Source organism: Pseudonocardia alni (assembly GCF_002813375.1).
Taxonomy (GTDB): Bacteria; Actinomycetota; Actinomycetes; order Mycobacteriales; family Pseudonocardiaceae; genus Pseudonocardia; species Pseudonocardia alni.
Genome location: NZ_PHUJ01000002.1, coordinates 81,275 through 98,387, shown reverse-complemented (window position 1 = coordinate 98,387; position 17,113 = coordinate 81,275). Strand labels below are relative to the sequence as shown.

Genomic DNA, 17,113 nt, shown 5'->3' with positions numbered 1-17,113 from the left:
GGGCCTCACTCCTGAGCATCGGGGGCGACGGGTCGGGTTTCGTCGGCAGGTGCGGTGTCGGTCGTGGTGGCGGTGGGGCCGGGTCGGCGCTGCGCCGCCCGGGGTCGGGCCTTACGTCCGCTCGTGCCTCGACCGGACCCGGAGTCGTTCACGAGGCCGGCGTCGGCTTCCGGAGTCCGACCGCCCATCTGTCCGCGCAGCCGCGCGAGGTCGGTGCGCAGCTCGGCAAGCTGGGCGCCGTGGCGGGCCTCGGCGTCGGCGAGACGCTGTTCGCCGTAGGCCCGCTCGCGGTCGACATCGTGGGCGAGCTGCTCGCGCAGCGCGGCCAGGCTGCTCTCCGCCGCGGCGCGTGCGGCCCGGTGCTCGACGGCCTGTTCGCGGACCTCGTGCAGCTCGTCGGCCAACCGGGCGCGGTCGGTCTCCGCCCGGTCGAGGTCACGGCGGGCCGCGCCCAGATCTGCGGCCGTGGTGTCGCGTTCGCCGACCAGTAGCTCCACCTGCCGACGGGCGTCGACGAGCTCGGTCTCGACGCGGGCGTGCTCGCGGGTCAGGGCCTCCAGCTCGCTGGTGATCCGGGCGGACTCCGCGGTCACGGTGTCGCGGGCGGCGATCGCGGAGTCACGCGCGGCGGTGAGCGTGTCCCGCTCGGCGAGGGCTGCGGCCAGCTCGGTGTCGCGCTGCTCGAGCTCGGCGCGGACCTGCGCGACCTCGCCCTCGAGGACCTCCCGCGCGGCGATCGCGGTATCCCGGGCGAGCTCGGCGTCGGCGCGGGCCTCGGCGGCCTCGATGGCTTCGGCATCGGACGCGGCCGCGGAGCGTCGCGCGGCCTCGGCGTCGGCGCGGGCGGCGCGGGCCTGGGCGCGGGCCTCGTCGGCTACGGCCTGCGCGGCGTCGACCTCGGCGCGCGCGGCCCGCTGGATCGCGGCGATCTCCGCCGCGACCGCCTCGGGATCGGCCAGCGTGTCCAGTGCGTCGCGCAGCTCGCTGCTGCTGTGGTCCAGGCGCGCGATGAGCGCCGCGACCTGGTCGGTCACACTCTGCCCGGCGCGGGCGATCGGGCGGGCCAGCGCGTCGTCGACCTCACCACGGCGCCGGGCGGGCGTGCCGCCGTCGAGGATTCGCTTGGCGTTGACGCGGTCGTGCATGACCCCGCCCACGACCTGATAGCAGTACTTCGGCCGCCGCCCGGACCCCGCGTACTCCATGGTGTTCGCGCATCCGCCCGGGAACTGGCACGGCTCCAGATCCGGCGGGCGCAGCTGCGCCCGCCACGCCGTCCCGCCCGACGGCCCCTCGGCCGCGGGAGCGCCGGCCGCGTTCGGGGCCTCAGCGTCAGCTCGGACGTCCGCCGCCGCGCCGTCATCGGCCGGGATGCCCGGAGAGGGCTGCTCGCTCACGACACCAAGCTATAGGAAACGTATCGTTACGTCAATCGTTCTGCAATACGTTACGTTGCGACAAAACGATACGAAACGCCGCAGCGCTTGACGGGATCATCGACAAGATCCCGCCAAGCAGCGGATAGGCTCCGCCGGTGCCGCACGCCGAGCTCGACGCCGTCCCCGACACCTCGGCCGCGGTCGACACTCCGCTGTCGCCGGACGAGGCCGCCTACGTCGCCGCGGCGCGCGCGCACAACACCCGCCGCGGCTACCGCTCGGTCTGGACGAGCTTCACCGCGTTCTGCACCGACCACGACCTCACGCCGCTACCGGCTGCGCCGGCGACGGTGTCGGCCTACCTGGTCGCGCTCGCTCAGGCCGGGGCGAAGGTCCGCACCATCGCCAAGCACCTGTCCGGGATCCGCGCCGCCCACCGCGCCGCGGACCTGCCCGACCCCGCCGTCACCGCCCGGGTCACCGCCGTCTGGGACGGCATCCGCCGCAGCCACGGCGCCCCACCCGACCAGGCCGCCCCACTCATGCCGCCCCTGCTCGACCAGGCAGTGGCCGCCTGCTCGGTTACCCGTACCTGGAAGAACCGGCCCGAAGAGCCGTCGCTGGCCGGCGCTCGCGACCGGGCCCTTCTGCTGGTCGGGTTCTGGGGCGCCCTGCGCCGCGCCGAGCTCGCCGCGCTCACCGTCGAGCAGCTCGGCCCCGAGAGGGAACTGCGCAGTGGGCGCCGCGGCCGCGTCCTGACCCTGCACCGCTCCAAGACCAATCAGACCGGTGACCAGGCCGAACTCATCGGTCTGCCCCGTGCTGAGCACCCCGACCACTGCCCGCTGACCGCCCTGGAGACGTGGCTCGATCTGGCCGCCATCACCACCGGCCCGATCCTGCGCAAGGTCTCCACCGGCAACCGCGTCCTCGACCAACCCCTGCACCCCGAGTCGATCAACAACCTCGTCCAGGCCGCCACCAATCGGGCCGGGCTGCCCGGCGGCCCCTACAGCGCCCACAGCCTGCGCGCTGGCTTCGTCACCTACGCCCACCTGCGCGGTGCCACCGACCGCGCGATCGCTCACCAGACCCGGCACCGCTCGATGGACACCATCACCACCTACATCCGCGTTGATGACGTCTTCACCGAGAACGCCGTCCTGCAAATCGGCAGGTAGGCCCGCGAGGCCGACGACCCCGCTCACGCAGACCGTCACGCTGCCTCATGGCGGAACCTGGCGCCGCGCCGCGCTCGACCTGTCGCAGAACCTCGCCCAGGCGGAGCAGCCTGACCGGGGCCATCGCGCCGCACGGGCGCGCAGTGAATCAGGCCGTCGTTGTAAGCGACGATGGCTGCGCCGGAGTTGGTCGTCGTGTCGTCTTAGCTCCGACCCCGAAGGTCGGGCATCATGAATAGCGGACTGTTCTAGTTTGATCGGCGACACGTATCTTCTGACACCGTTCGCCAGGACGGAGGCAGACGTGACCACCGATGAGGTCTCGGTCAACTTGGGAGAGGCGACGCCCCGACGTCTGCTGGTGGATTGGGCGAACGGGCAGGACGCGTGGGTGCGGGAGCTCACCGCTGAAACAATCCTCTCTCGGCAGGCCCCGAGTGACCCCCTGCTGAACGCCGCGTACGCCACTTTCCTCGCGGAGAAGGGTCTCGGTGGCGGTGACGCCCCCGACATCCCGAAGCTCGAGCTGGCTGCGGCAGATGCAGCGGAGGAGGACACGCTCGAACTGGTCAGTTTGGCGGGTATCGAAGGTGTCAACGCACTCGCTGCGGACCAGGAACTCGGTTTCGATTCGGAGCTGACTGTGCTGTTCGGACAGAACGGATCAGGGAAGACCGGGTATGCGCGAATCCTGAAGCGGATATCGGCTGTGCGCACGGCTGAGGACATCCTGCCGAACGCACACGCCGTGCATCTCGATACCCCGCCATCTCCCAGCGCAGACATCACCTATCGCCTGTCCACCACCGAGTCGTCGGTGCGATGGCGCGATGAAGCCGGCCTGGCACCTTTCACTCGCATTAGTGTGTTCGACGCGAGTGCGGTGTCCCTGCATGTCGACAGCGATCTGGGCTATGTCTACACGCCCGCGGAACTCGCGCTGTTTGCTCACGTCGCCACGGGCATCCAAGGAGTGCAGCAGCGGATTGCAGCGGAGGTGAGCTCTCTGGCGCCAGGGAGTAACCCGTTGCTCTCACGGTTCACACGCGGCACGAAGGTGTACCCCGTGATCGAGACGCTCGGTGCCACCACCGACCTCGCGGAACTCGACGCCCTCGCAACGCTGCCCGAAGACGCGGAGTCCGATCGCGAACGGCTGGAAGGCGAGGTCGCCGCGCTGCGTTCGAACTCTCTCGACGCGATCCTCTCTAGTTCGCAGGAGACGGAGCGGCAACTCACACGTTTGCTCGGGATCCTCAACGCCGCGCAGAACTTCGACGCGGCCGCCTATAAAATGGCTCGATCCAAGCTCGAACAGGCGGAGCAGCGGAGAGCGGAGGCACGGGAACAGCTCTTCAGCCAGGACGAACTGCCAGGGCCGGCGGATGAAGAGTGGCAAGAGTTCATCGTTGCTGGCGACTCGTACCGACAGCACCTTGGCCGCGATCACTATCCGGCCACCGGCGACTCCTGCTTGTACTGCATGCAGGAACTCAGTCCGACGGCTCTGAACCTGCTCGCTCGCTACCGCACGTTCCTGGACGAGACGCTCATCCGTCAGGTGCAAGATGCGAACGCCAATCTGGCGGCTTCAAAGTTTACCGTCAACGAAGCTGAACTGGCTCGCGCGATCGAGTTCGCCTCGGAGCAGCAGGACCGCGAGATACCTCCTGCATGGGCTAGCCAAGCGTGTGGGATTCTCGGGGCGATGCGGGTCATCGCGCAGGAGACCGCTGACGGACAGCCCATCACTCAGGGCACGCTCCGCGAGGATGCTCGTGGGGTTGCTACTGCCGTGTCAACAGAACTGGAGTGCATCAGTGTCGCCGTGCGGCAGATGGCGGACGATAAGGCCAACGCTGCTATTGCGCTCGCAGAGAAGCAGAAGGCCGTCTCGGAGCTCGTCGCGCGCATCGAGCTGAACCGAAACCTTGCCGCGGCCCGCGAGTATGTGCGACGCGCGCGACGAGCTCAGCAACTCGAGAAGCTCTCTCGTGTCATATCGAGCGGTGCATCGAAGCAGCTCACGGTGCAGTCGAAACTCGCGAGCGAGGATCTCGTGAACAAGAACTTCGAGACGCTCTTCACCGAAGAGTGCGCCCGCTTGCGCGCTCCACAAGTCGTGCTGCGATTCCAAGGCAGGAGCGGGCAGGCTCAACGTAAGAAGGCGGTCGCGTCCTACAAGCCGTCCGCTGTGCTTTCAGAAGGTGAGCAGAAGGTCTTGGCTTTGGCGGACTTCCTCGCCGAAAGCCGGATGCGGGGGGCGAAAGCGCCGCTGATCTTCGACGACCCGGTGACGAGCCTCGACTATCGTCGGCTCGACGAGGTTGCGGCTCGTATCCAGAACCTCGCCGAGACTCACCAGGTCGTTGTTTTGACTCACAACATCATGTTCGCGTCGGCACTTATCGCGGCTCGGCAGAACAAGAAACTACGAACATGCATCTACGAGGTCCGCGATGGCGGTGAGACCAAGGGAATCCTGGCGCCGGACGTCGAGCCGAGGTTCGACACGCCCGCTGACCTTTCGAAACGGATCAACGTGAAACTGCAGGAGATGCCTAGTGCCGAACCTATAGTTCAAGATGCGCTCATCAAGGAGGCATACGACTTGATCCGCGCCTGGTGCGAAGCTTTCGTAGAGCAGGAGCTGCTGCAGAACGTCACGCAGCGCTACCGCAAGAACGTCATGATGACGCGCTTGTCCAAGATCGACAGTTCTCGCCTCGATGACGCGATCGCGGTAATTGCGCCTCTCTTCGACCGCGCGTGCGAGCGAATGACCGGGCACTCTCACGCGGCCGAGTACATGAGCACCAAACCGACCGTCGGAGATGTCCAGGAAGACTGGGAGAAAGCTAAGGCAGCGCGGGCTGCCTACATCGCAGCCTGAACGATGAAAGGCATCACCAGCGATGCGTCAGCTCGTGGCCGACGTGGTTGTCTGCCTCGTCGAGGTGAGGGTCAGCCTTGGTAGCGGGGCGCTCGCTCCTGGCCGACCGGTGGGATACCCGTGCAGAGCCAGCAGGAAGCCGATAATGAAGATTATGACAGAACCGCGCTGCTACCGGCCCCTGCCCACGGGCGTAGAGCCTGTGAACCTGCCCGCAGGTATCGGAAATGCGCCGGTGAGGACCTCGACGAGCCGCCGCTTCTGGACCGGCCTCCAGACCGTGTCTTGAGCTGTTAGCGGGCCCCGGCCGTCAATTGGCGTATGACCGCTCTCGAGGTGCCCACCCCGGGCTGGCCGGCGGCGAACGCCCGCCGGACCGGAGGCTCAGCCACCTATGACCTGCTTGATGACGCGCCGTCGATGTAGGCCGGCGCGCGGGCCTATCCGCTGAACTGGGCGGGCTGTGGCCGCGTCGTCGGCGCGGCCTTCTCCGGCGCGGACGGCGAGGTGCTCGAGTTGTGGTCGCGGTAGGCCTCGACGACCTCGGCAGGAATACGACCCCGCTCGGAGACGGAGTATCCGTTCTCCCGCGCCCACATACGCACCGCCTGGTTGTGGCGCCGAGCCTCGGTCGAGCCCGCCGCCGTGGCAGTCTCGCGACGGCGTGGGCGACGGCTGCCTCCTGCGGTTCGCGCGGCGGACACGAACGGGGCGAGCTTGTCCCGGAGCGTCGCGGCGTTGGCCGCATTGAGGTCGATCTCGAACTGCTTCCCGTCGAGGGCGAAAGCGACGGTCTCATCAGCTGCCGCGCCGTCGAGGTCGTCGATCAGCTGTACCGTTTCAATTCGCGCCACTGTGTCACCCTCTGCTGTATTGATGCTCGGCGCCGAGGGTAGTGGATGCTCTGCGGGAGACATGCCTTCCCCCGGATTAGCGATAGTGCGGGCCAGTGTTGTCGTGATGGCCCGGGCGGTGGCGCTTCCCGGGTGATAGGCGAGGTAGGTGGCCAGGATCCGCAGGGCGGTCAGTGCCTCGTTCTCCCGCTCGACCCACTCGCTCCGGCGGGCGTCGCATGCGTTGCGGAACGCTGATTGAAGCTCACGGGACAGGGCGGTTCCTGCCACGATGACGGGGTCTGACATCACGGTCCTCTCGCACAGCACCGGGGATAGGGCTCAGTGTGCGACAGGGAGCCGACAATTCTTTAGGCCCGCCAAGCCAGGCTCGGCGGACAAACCGACAGGCACGCGTTGCCGACCCGGCACAAGCGGCACGCCCCTCGAGAATCGGGCCGACGTCCAGGCGGAGGCGCTGCTCAGCTGTCGCTGGAGGCTGGCCGCGACCGGGGTAGCTGACGGAGTGGCCTGATGAGGCGGACGAGCATGGTGTGCAAGGCGGAGCTGTCACCGGCCAGCGAGAGCGCAGACGCGCGGTTGTTCTCGGCGGGGTCCATCGCGGTCCAGCGCAGCTCGTAGCCGGCGTCGTGGGCGAGCTGGGCCAGGAACGCCCGCTGGGTGCGCCCGTTGCCCTCCCGGAACGGGTGCAGGGCGTTGATGTCGGCGAGCAGTTCGGTCAGGCCGGTGACGAAGCCGTCGAGGTCACGCCCGCGCAGCACCTGCTCGGAGTGGAGGCGGTCGAAGATGTCGGCGGCGAAGGTCTCGAGGTGCTGAGGGAGGCAGAACAGCTGTCCCTTGCCGATGGACACGGTGCGCAGCTGACCGGCCCAGTCGTAGAGGTCGCTGAAGATGTGGTGGTGGAAGTCCTGCAGGTGGTCCAGGTCGTAGCGTCCGGGTAGCGGCGCCTGGCGCAGCTCGATCAGGCGTAGCGCGGTGAGCTCGGCCTCGGCCTGGGCGAGCTCTCCCGGATCGGTGATCCCCAGCCGGTTCCGCAGAACGCCGGTGGCGAGGTCGAGGTAGGGGTCCGGGCCGGTCAACGGCGGTAGCGGGCCAGGACACGCTCACGAGCCTCGCCGGTGGTCAACGAGCCGGCAGCGACACCGTCGAGCAACGCCAGACCCTCCGCGCTCGGCTCCAGGCCCTCGGCGCGGACCGAGGCGAGTGCCTCGTCGACATCGGCGCGGCGCTGCGCGGCCCCGATGAGCTGTTCGTAGCGGGCCACCGACATCACCACCGCCTCGGGCTTGCGATGAGCACCGACGAACACCGGCTCGGCCTCGGGCTCCTGCACCCGCTTCAACGTCGCCGCCAACGCCGTACGGAACTCACGAAACGACAACACCTCAGGCACCCACACACCGCCCAGCGTACCCGAACGCGTACACATTCGAGTACGCACCGCGGACTCGTTGAGGGCTAGTGCAAAGCACAGCGCACTGAGCCCTACGCCGATCTGGACTCCGGCCGTGTAAGCGCATCGATCAGCAGGTCGGCAGATCAAGCATCAGAGAAGCCACCGACAGGTAGAACGGTGCGGGCACCGGCGGGCCACGCAGCCGGGAGACCCGCCCGAGCATCAGGCGGGGCCATCGCGGGGCGTCCCGGACGCCCGTCAGCAGCACCGTGACGCGAGCGGGGTTGGCAGGATCGAACGCGAGCCCCGGTCCGTAGGTTCCGCGGGCCATCCAGATTGGAGTACCCGGCGCGTCGGTGTCGAGGAACCGCCGCGGTCGCGACCAGTCCGCGCGGTCGGCGCTGGGACACGCCGCTGTGCTCCACCAGAGGCCCTGCGGCGGGAAGCCGCCCGTGTTGTGCAGGTCGGACCCGCGTGCAAGCAGCATCACCCACCTGTCGCCGCGCGGCGCGATCGCGATGTCGAAGAAGCCCTCGTCCGGCCCGGCGAACACACGCGGCGGTGTCCAACCGGTCAGGCCGTCCTCGCTCTCGACGCAGTGCAGCTCGTAGTCGGGGTGCTCGCCGGGACCGATCTCGTGCGGGTTGGCCTGATACCACATCCGGTAGCGACCCCCGGAATGAACGACGCGCGGTTCGAGCACGCTCCACCGCGGGCCGCTGCCCTCCAGCACCGGCGCTCCGCGCCGCCACCACTGGCCGTCGACGTGCTCCAGCACGCCGATCGCGTACCTGCTCCCGGGCCCGTAAAGCTTGGCGTTCGCCCGGCCCGAGTAATAGATCCGAGCGCCGTTGCCCGCAGCCGGCGGGACGTAGCTCGGGGTGTGCATGCCGGCAGCGTCCCAACTGCCCTTCGGCGGGTCGGCGGCCAGCGGTCGGGCCCGGCCCCGAGGGTCGCAGGCGACCCGCCATGGACCGCCGGGGCCGGTCGCCTCGTCGACCAGGTGCGCGCGGAACAGGCGGTTGCGGAACATGGTGGTGAAGCCGCCGACGAACAGGGTCCACCGGTCGTCGACGAGGTGAACGTTCGGGTCACCGACACCGAGAAGCCCTCGCGGCATCGGACCGTCAAGCATGTCCCACAGCACAATCGGCGCGGGGCTGCCCTGCGATCGCCACAGATCGGGCTGGTCGACGTTCATAGGAGCGACCTCCTGGCTGGAGACGCGCGGCAGCGCGCTGACTCCCCTGCGGATCAGGTAGGTCGGTTCCCAGAAACTACCGCGGTGTCCGGTTCGGCAGCAACCGGCTCACACGATGCCTACGTTCCTGCGGCCCTTACGTCCCGATCACTCACGATGCCCCTCCGCGGCTGGTCCAGCTACTCGCTCAGCAGGTGCTCGAGCAGGTCACTGATGCCCGGCACCGCAAAGAGCACCTCGGCGCCGTCCAGGTCCGGCGGCAGCGTCCGGGCAGGTCCCGGCAGGAGTGTGCGCACAGCGCCGGCCTCGGTCGCGATCAGGCCGCCGGCCGCGACGTCCCATGGGTGCAGGGTCTCGGTGTGCGCATCCAGGCGTCCGGCGGCAAGCCAGGCGAGGTCGAGAGCGGGCGAGGACGCCCGGCGGATGTCCTGGCAGTGCGTGATCAGCCGGCGGATGCGTTCGACGAGCGCGTCGATGTCGGGGCGGACGTGCGGGAACCCGGTGCTGACGATCGCGTCGGCGAGCGAGCCCCGGTCGGTCACCCCGATCGGGGCTCCGTCCAGAGCGGCTCCCCGCCCGAGGATCGCGGTGAACGTCTCGTCCAGCAGGGGAGCGTGTACCACGCCAGCCTGGACGACGCCGTCGATGGCAAAGGCGATCGAGACGGCGACGTAGCGGTGCCCGCGTGCGAAGTTCGCCGTCCCATCGATCGGATCGACGATCCACAACGGTCCCTCGCCGACGACGGGCAGGTCACCGGACTCCTCGCTCAGCACCGGGACGCTTGGGATGCAGCTGCCGAGAACGCCCCGGATGATCCGGTCCGAGCGCAGGTCGGAGTCCGTGACCGGCTCGACGCCGTCCTTCATCCGCAGAACCGGCCCGCCGTCCGCCTGCGCCGCGCGGGCGATCTCCCGCCCGGCGGTCAGCGCAGCTGACACGGCGCAGTCGAGCACCGCGTGCAGGTCGTAGTTACCCATAGTCGTCCACAGTGCAGCACAGCGCAGATCTAGTCCCACCGGAAACGTTCGTGGTGTCGAGCGCAGGGTTGCGGAGTCGGGTGACTCAGGTGGAGCAACGGATTCAGGAGTTTCGGGGTGAACCTCGCGGGTTGCCTGGGTAAAGAGTAGTTCAACAACCTTGATGATCCGCAGGTCCGAGTGCTAATGAGGGGGTGACGCGGCCGATAAGAGGTACGTGACTACGCCGCAGAGCCCCTACCAGGGCCACCCCCAGCAGCAGCCCTACTACGGCCAGTACCCGCCCCAGCAGGGCGGCCAGTACCCGCCGCAGGGCTACCCGCCCCCGCAGGGCCAGTACCCGCAGTACAACCAGGCCCCGCAGATCCCGCCGCCCGCGCCGAAGAAGAAGCGCACCGGGCTCAAGGTGACCCTCGGGATCCTGGTCGCGATCGTCGTCATCGCGATCGCCACCGGCGGTGGCGGCGACGAGCAGGCCCCGGCCACCGCCTCAGGAGACGCGAACGCCGCCCCTGCCGCCGCCGGTGCCCCCGCGAGCGGGGACCAGTCGGTGAAGTTCGGGCAGGAGGCCACCTCCGGGGACCTGGCCATCTCGGCGTCTGCTCCCGAGCAGGTCACCGAGTTCGGCATGACGCAGGCGTGCTCGACGGTCACCTACAAGAACAACGGGTCCAGCCCGGCATCGTTCAACCCGTTCGACTGGAAGTTCACCACCCCGGCCGGGGTCGAGGCGTCCGCGTCGATCCCGTTCAACGCCGGCGCGAAGGCCCTGAACTCCGGTCAGCTCGCCCCGGGCGGCACCACCTCGGGGATGATCTGCGGCGACCAGCAGACCACCGACGTCAACGCGGTGAAGTACGCACCCTCGTTCAGCTTCTCCGACCCGATCACCTGGACGAACTGACCACCCTCCCCCCGAGCTGCGCGCCGAAAGCCGGGGTAGTCACGCACAACGACACGGCGCGCAACCGAGGCCCCCGCTGCAGCAGCCCTGCGGCGGGGGCCTCGTCATCTCCGCGGCAGGACCCCGCCGCCATCGATCATCGCCGCGCTCATGGTCGGTGTGCTGGTCCGGCTCGTCGTGGTCTTCGAGCTGGCGCGACGCCAGGCCGACGGCGCCGGAACCGGCGGGGCGAGCGAGGCGATGGCGACGACCATTCGCGGCCCTTCAATGACAGGTGCGGCAGATATGCTGGAGGTCCGCGAGGGAAGGACCGCTCATGGTGAGTTCGAGAACGGCGACCACCCCGGAAGACGTGGTTGCCGACCTCCCACCGCAGCAGTGGAGCAGCGACACCGCGGTCAGCTACGAAGCCGCGCAGGAAGCGATCAACGAGGTTCTCGCCTGCTACGTCGCCCTGCTCGAGCGAGAAAGCGGGAAGCCGGCGCCTGACCGCGAGCGGATCGAAGACCTGCGAGCGCGCATCGCTGACTGCGCGCACCAGCAGCGCGTTCTGTCGCCGAAGTACCCCGGGGAGCTCGCAGCAGTCCGTGGCAGCTACAGCCGTCGCCTCGCCGAACTGCGAGACGAACTGGGGTGAGCTCCGATAGCGATGACGTCGCTCGCTATCGGCTCAGCGAGGCGGACAACGAACGCATCTTCCGCGACCTGATCATCCCGACCCGCCTGTCGGGCTACCAGCGTCAGGACCGGCCGGTCGTGGTCGTGCTGATGGCTCAGCCGGGTGCCGGGAAGTCGAAGTTCGCCGGCGAGATCCGCGACGCCCTGCGCACGGACGGTGGTGCTGTCGAGATCGACAGCGACCTCTACAAGCCGTTCCACCCGCAGTACGCCCACCTGATGAAGACCGACGATCAGCTGATGGCGGCCGCGACCCGGGCCGACGGTCGGGTGTGGATGGGCAAAGCTCAGGACTACGTGCGCGAGAACCGGCTGCACGCGATCTTCCACGAGACCGCGCAGGACCCCTCCGAATCCATGCAGACCCTGCGCGACTACCGCGCCGCCGGCTACCAGGTTGCCGTCATCGCGCTGGGTGTCCACGAGAGCCAGAGCCAGCAAGGAGTCCTGCACCGCTACCAGGAGCAGGTCAACGACCGAGGCTCCGGACGTCTGACCGTCCCCGCGAACGCCGAGCGCAGCTACCGCGGGATCGCCGAGGTCGCCGCACAGATCGACGAGTCCGGGGCGGCCGACCTGGTCGCGGTCTACCGGCGCACCACCGACATGACCGGCCCCGCGTACATCAACCGTCTCGCCACCACGGGTGACTGGGTCGAGCGACCACAGTTCGCGGAAGCTCTTGCAGCTGAGCGCAACCGACCGCTCGACGCTGACGAGGTCCGCAACTTCCAGACCGTCCAGGAACGCCTGCGGGCAACGCTGCCCGACGACCTGCAACCGTGGCTTCGCGACGTCGACCGTCTCGCTCAGACGGTGCTCACCACGACCGAGGACGTCCGGTCGAGGTATCGGGCCTGGGACGCGGCCCGCCGGCACAGACACACACCCACGGTCGAGCACCCGGCCTCGGCCGTGGCGCAGCTGCAGCAACGTCCGCTGACCCACGACGAGCACGCCCGCAGGTCCAGCCGGCGAGGCATGCGCCCCCGCTAACCCGGCTGCTGTCGCTCGACGAGCTGCCCCACCAGCCCCAGACGTGGAACGCCACGCGCCTCCGGGGTCGGCCACCGGTTTCTGAAAGCTCCGGCGTGTCGCTGTGTTCTGGTTTCAGAAAGTAGGGCAGGATCCCTGGCATGGCTAGAAGACCAACAGGGCGTCCGTCGAAGGGCCCGCGTGCAGTGGTTCTTCCGCGGGTCCTGCTGGCTGACGACCACGCGCTGAAGAGCCTTGCCACCGCCCGCGGCTGGTACGTCTCCGAGGCCGCAGCCAAGCTGATCAACGTCGGTCTGCAGCACGCTGACGAGCTGCCCGACGACCTGCCCCGCCGGGTCTCGCAGACGGAGTCCACGGACTTCACCGCGCGCATCCCGCTCACCGACAACGAAGTCGTCCGGGCGATCGCGAGCGAGCGCGACCGCAGCATCTCCGTCGTGGCGGGGGCACTCCTCCACCTCGGGCTGCGGTACCGCAACGAGATCCCCGGGCAGATCCCCGCCCAGTACACGACTCCGGAGCGGCCTCTGACCAAGGCCTCGTAAACGAGAACGAGACGGCCCCCCTGGCCGGGGGCCGCCTCGGTTCGTTCTCGCATCAGACCGGACCTGCATCCGTCTGACGCCGTAGCCCCGGCGAACCGGGGCCGTTACCCCACCTGCGAAGAAGGGGCGCTTTCGCGTGTCCAGGATACATCCTGGGCCGGGAGCCAACCACCACAGACACGGGGCGAATTCGCCGTGCCCAGAATCAGGCCGTTCACCTGCGACGACGACCGGATTCTGCGTGCGCTGCTACGAGCACGGCGCGTTCACCCTGGCCTCCGGCCCCTCCCCCGATCTCTGCCTGTTCCACCAGCTCCCCCTCACCGAACAGCCCAGCACCGCGACGTTCGGCATCCGCACCGAGACCAAGCCGCGGCGGACCCCTCGCGGCCGCGCGGCACGCTCCGGCGTCGGCGCGACGCCCGGCCCCGGCCGGCCGGGTCGCGCGCTGCCGCCGACCGCTCGCGCTCGTGCCCGAGGCCGCGCTCGTGCCCGCGTCCGACACGCCCGCGGCTTCGACCCGCACCCGGGCTGGCGCAACTTCATCGACGACGAATGGCGTGTGCTGACGTCACAGAGCGAGGCCCTGGCACACATCGCCCGGCTCGTGGATGACGAGGAGTGGCGCTCCGACAAGCGCCGAAGCTGGTCGGCAGTTCTCCGCCGGCTCGTCTGCCACATGGACTGGGACACCGGTCTGATCTCCGGGCTGACGAGCCAGCACCTCGCCGCCGCTGGCAACCGGGCCCCCCGCACGGTGTCCAGGGTGCTGGCGTGGGCCCGAGACCAGGGGCTGCTCGTCGTCGTGGAGCCGGGTGCGAGCGCGGAGTTCCTCGGCACCGATGCGGGTCGAGCCCCCACCTACGCCCTGGTCACCCATCAGCCGGCACCGCAGTTCTTCGGCGGCGACCACGTCGATGACACACCAGGTCAGACCACTGTGGATGAAAGTGGCGACCTCCCCACTTCTCGAGTGAGTAGTAAGCCCTTGACGGGCGGCGTACGGGCGGGCGAACGTCGACCTGCGAAGTGGCACCCATACGACGTGCCCGACACCCCGGCCACCAGGAACCGAGCGACCCTCGCCTTCCTCACGCTTCTCGGCCTAGGAGGCCGACAACGGGGCAAGATCGATATCTGGCGGGCTCGGGCGCTGCTCAAGCCGTGGTGGGAATCCGGTGCCAACGTCGCCGGGCTGCGCCACGCCCTCGAGCATCACCCCGAACGGCCCGACCGTCCGCGTGGCCCGGTCACTACCGGCGCCCGGGATCCGTTGGGAGTCATCGGCGCGCGGCTGCGGCCGTGGCAGGGACGCCTCGGCGAGATCCGCGCCGTCCAGATCGGTCGTATGCGCGCCGTCCCCAGCGGCGTCGAGCTCTCCCCGCCCGGTTCAGGAGCAGTAGCCGGACTGCGCGACCAGCCCGCGGGACGTGGAGCGCGGATGGCGGCACGCGAGGCGCTCAGCGAGCACCTGCGCGAACTGCGTGAAGCCCGCGCCGGATGTGATGACCCGCGCTCCTCAGCGCCGCCGGCCGCGAGGTGACCGCGCCCGGTCCGTCCGCCCGCGCGGGCCCCGGCTCCTGGGGCCGCTCGCGGTGAGATGCCACCAGCCGCACGCTGCACACCGGTAGATCGCGCGCTCGACCCGTCCGGGCTTGCGTCCGGCGGTCGGATCGGCACGGCGCAGCCGGCGCACCCGCATCAACTCCCGGTCCGCCGCCGCCCCGTCGGCGAACCCTCGCTTGCCCGAGCTGCACAGTGGAGCCTTGCAGGTCAGCAGCGACCGGTAGTTGCTCATCGGAGCTCTCCCGTCTCGGTGAATCCCGCGCCGGTGCCCTCGACGAGCTCGACCCAGTCCAGCCAACGCCGCAGGTCATCACGCAGATCACGAGCCTGGTCCAGGCCTAGGAATGCCGGAGTGCCGAGAGGCTGACCAGCTCGTGTCACCGCCGTCACGAACGCGATCCCCGGCTCGTCCCAGTCGGTGACCCGGCCGACGACCTGGCCTCGCTCCAGCGAGCCGATCTCCACCTGCGGGGCCGACACCACCTGAGACCACACGATGCTGAGCTCCGCCGATCGGAACCCGCCGGTGAGCGCCTCTGCGAGCACCGGCACGAGCGGACCCCGCATCCACTGCGTGGCAGCGTCGATCCACTCAGCCAACCGGCGCACCTCCTCTGGCCGCAGCGCCGTCACCTGACCGCCGTCCTGATCCGGATCGATGGTCGCGACCATCAGCTCCGGCCGCTCGACCCGCGGACCCATCTGCGCGGTGAGCACCACCCCCGAGACGCGACACCGCTGCAGCGAGAACACCGCGGTCGCCCGACCGTCGATCCCCGGACCGTGCACCGGCCGCCCGCCACCCGCACACCGAGCAGGACCCGCTCCGCCGCGGCCGTGCCTATAGGTCAACCCGCTCACCGACAGCCTTACGATTGCCGAGCACTCCGGACACACAGCCTTCGCCGTTTTCTTCCACATCTTTGACGAGACAGTAGTCATTTCACGATCCGTTCTCTACGCTTAGTCGCTGCACTTTCGGGGCAGCGACCAGGGCGAGCGTGCCCACGGTTCGGGCAGCGCCCCTCAGGGGTGATGGTCAGGCGACCGTAGCAGCGTTAATGGCGCGCCCGCAAACCCTTCCATCATGATCCACATCGCCGTCACGAATTATTCAGTACGGGTATCTGGGTGATAATCTTGCACTCTTCGAAAGTGGCGTCATAAACGCTACCGTCAGAGGCTATCGGAGTATTTCTGAAGTAAGGATTATTGGCTTCTTTCTTTATACTCTCCATGAGGTTCCGAGTTTCCGGGGGCAGAGCGCGCCCTGCGGCGTGGCAGGAGTCAGTCCTCGGGTGCAGAGCTTGGTGCCGGTGCGCCGCCGGCTGGACCTGGTCGGCGGGACCCTCGACTCTCTCGTGTCGTGCCCGGTCCTGAGGTCGCGTTCGGACCCGCAGCCCTCCGCGGGCGAGCTCGCGGACGCCTCTCTGTGTCTGCTCTGGCGGGTGCTGTCGGTCGGCGTGCAGCTCTTGTCGCGATGCTCGGTGAGTGGCTTCGGATCGACAGTTCCGACAGAAGCGACTACTGCCAAAGGGCGCCGTTCGGCTTCCAGCCGGGGGAGTGAGAGTCATTACCGGCGTACGGCGGAGTGAGGGTCGGGAGGGCTGTCCTATATCTACCAGAATAGACGCCATAACCGTTGAGTCTACTCCGGTGGACGACTATTCTTCGGGTGTGGGACGCAAATTCTGGGGCGGGTCTCGCCGTGACGAAGAGCGGTTTCGGATCGTGCATCGGAAAGGGGCGTTGAGCGTGTTCTACGGGCGTTATTTCTGCCGCCTGCAGTTCGGGCAAGGGTGCGCGACAGGCTCCTGCTGTTACCGAGGGCAGATCTGATGGCGCGTCGGAATCACCGCCCATCCCCCGAAGGTCAGCTTTCCTTCGACGACCTGTTCTTCGCTGCTGCCCCCGGTGAAAACGAGGCCGGAGCCGTCGACGCGGCCGTGCCGTCGGAGTCCCAGGACGCCGTACCGTTGCCGAGCGAGTCCGGTGCAGCGTCGACCACCCAGAGCCGGGAGGCGCCAGATGGCAGATTACGGAGCGATGGCCCAGGAGCACTGGGCTCGCTGGTTACCGACCAGGTACAGCAGCATCCCGAACCCCGAGCTGTTCTTCCGGGAGCTGGGCGAGGAGGTCGAGAAGGAGATCGACTCGCTGGCCCTGGAGCTGGAGGGCGCCGATCCGCACCAGGAGAGTTACCTGGACAGGGTCGGCCGCATGAGGGGGGCTCGGCAGCGAGCCGAGCAGATCGTGCTGCAGGAACGGGTGAGGCTGGACCCGGAGCCCGGAGCGGATCCGGACGAGGAGCCGACCGCGCCGCCGGCGACCGAGCCGGGGCTGGCGCTACCGCTGGTGGTGGGTCCCGAGGACCCCGAGTACCAACAGATCCTGGAGGAGGAACAGCGGGCGCAGGAGACGTTGCGCCGCGGTTCCGACCACTGACGCAGGACGATCTGGCGCCCTCGGGTGAACGAGCTCGCGTCGAGGCCAACCTCGCCGCGCTCCGTGCTCTGCGACGCCTGCAGCACGAGCAGCGG

General features: G+C 68.8%; 15 protein-coding genes. 8 read left to right on the top strand and 7 right to left on the bottom strand.

Annotation, left to right across the window (positions count from 1 at the left end; translation table 11 throughout):
* Positions 1-5: 5 nt before the first annotated feature.
* Positions 6-1,397: a coiled-coil domain-containing protein gene (locus tag ATL51_RS27885; RefSeq protein ID WP_157818164.1), complete on the bottom strand. Its 1,392-nt coding sequence runs from the start codon at positions 1,395-1,397 to the stop codon at positions 6-8.
* Positions 1,398-1,534: 137 nt separating this feature from the next.
* Between ATL51_RS27885 and ATL51_RS00975 the strand changes: the two genes are divergently transcribed.
* Positions 1,535-2,560 carry a site-specific integrase gene (locus ATL51_RS00975; RefSeq protein ID WP_100877305.1) on the top strand — a complete coding sequence of 342 codons (1,026 nt, stop codon included), beginning with the start codon at positions 1,535-1,537 and terminating at the stop codon, positions 2,558-2,560.
* A gap of 304 nt (positions 2,561-2,864) precedes the next feature.
* The gene (locus ATL51_RS00970) at positions 2,865-5,453 is read left to right on the top strand and encodes an AAA family ATPase (protein ID WP_157818163.1); all 2,589 of its coding nucleotides are present in this window, start codon (positions 2,865-2,867) and stop codon (positions 5,451-5,453) included.
* Between the two features lie 440 nt (positions 5,454-5,893).
* Here ATL51_RS00970 and ATL51_RS29785 read toward each other — a convergent pair whose 3' ends face one another.
* From ATL51_RS29785 to ATL51_RS00945, 5 genes are all read right to left on the bottom strand, one after another.
* Positions 5,894-6,595: a histone-like nucleoid-structuring protein Lsr2 gene (locus tag ATL51_RS29785; protein WP_392567351.1), complete on the bottom strand. Its 702-nt coding sequence runs from the start codon at positions 6,593-6,595 to the stop codon at positions 5,894-5,896.
* Positions 6,596-6,768: 173 nt separating this feature from the next.
* Entirely contained in the window at positions 6,769-7,386 is a 618-nt protein-coding gene (locus ATL51_RS00960; RefSeq protein WP_100877303.1) for a Fic/DOC family protein, read from the bottom strand.
* Entirely contained in the window at positions 7,383-7,700 is a 318-nt protein-coding gene (locus tag ATL51_RS28795) for an antitoxin VbhA family protein (RefSeq protein WP_208622875.1), read from the bottom strand. Before ATL51_RS28795 ends, ATL51_RS00960 begins: the two co-directional genes overlap by 4 nt.
* 130 nt (positions 7,701-7,830) lie before the next feature.
* Positions 7,831-8,823 (bottom strand): hypothetical protein, encoded by a 993-nt coding sequence (locus ATL51_RS00950; RefSeq protein ID WP_208622874.1) that lies wholly within the window; start codon positions 8,821-8,823, stop codon positions 7,831-7,833.
* A gap of 260 nt (positions 8,824-9,083) precedes the next feature.
* Positions 9,084-9,884, bottom strand: a complete 801-nt coding sequence (locus ATL51_RS00945) for an inositol monophosphatase family protein (protein ID WP_100877301.1) — start codon at positions 9,882-9,884, stop codon at positions 9,084-9,086.
* 217 nt (positions 9,885-10,101) lie between these two features.
* Here ATL51_RS00945 and ATL51_RS00940 point away from each other — a divergent pair, with 217 nt between their 5' ends.
* From ATL51_RS00940 to ATL51_RS00920, 5 genes are all read left to right on the top strand, one after another.
* Positions 10,102-10,788: a DUF4352 domain-containing protein gene (locus ATL51_RS00940; protein ID WP_100877300.1), complete on the top strand. Its 687-nt coding sequence runs from the start codon at positions 10,102-10,104 to the stop codon at positions 10,786-10,788.
* A gap of 319 nt (positions 10,789-11,107) precedes the next feature.
* Positions 11,108-11,425: a hypothetical protein gene (locus ATL51_RS00935; RefSeq protein ID WP_157818162.1), complete on the top strand. Its 318-nt coding sequence runs from the start codon at positions 11,108-11,110 to the stop codon at positions 11,423-11,425.
* A complete protein-coding gene (locus ATL51_RS00930) occupies positions 11,422-12,462 on the top strand; it encodes a zeta toxin family protein (protein ID WP_100877298.1) in 1,041 nt (346 codons plus the stop codon). Before ATL51_RS00935 ends, ATL51_RS00930 begins: the two co-directional genes overlap by 4 nt.
* 185 nt (positions 12,463-12,647) lie before the next feature.
* Positions 12,648-13,007: a hypothetical protein gene (locus ATL51_RS00925; RefSeq protein WP_100877297.1), complete on the top strand. Its 360-nt coding sequence runs from the start codon at positions 12,648-12,650 to the stop codon at positions 13,005-13,007.
* A 241-nt stretch (positions 13,008-13,248) separates the two neighbouring features.
* Complete coding sequence (locus ATL51_RS00920; protein WP_301548834.1) at positions 13,249-14,550, top strand: hypothetical protein; 1,302 nt, start codon at positions 13,249-13,251, stop codon at positions 14,548-14,550.
* Between the two features lie 251 nt (positions 14,551-14,801).
* Here the strand turns inward: ATL51_RS00920 and ATL51_RS00915 are convergent, their stop codons facing one another.
* Positions 14,802-15,326, bottom strand: a complete 525-nt coding sequence (locus tag ATL51_RS00915) for a hypothetical protein (RefSeq protein ID WP_100877296.1) — start codon at positions 15,324-15,326, stop codon at positions 14,802-14,804.
* 1,275 nt (positions 15,327-16,601) lie between these two features.
* Between ATL51_RS00915 and ATL51_RS00910 the strand changes: the two genes are divergently transcribed.
* The gene (locus tag ATL51_RS00910; protein WP_100877295.1) at positions 16,602-17,018 is read left to right on the top strand and encodes a hypothetical protein; all 417 of its coding nucleotides are present in this window, start codon (positions 16,602-16,604) and stop codon (positions 17,016-17,018) included.
* Positions 17,019-17,113 lie beyond the last annotated feature (95 nt).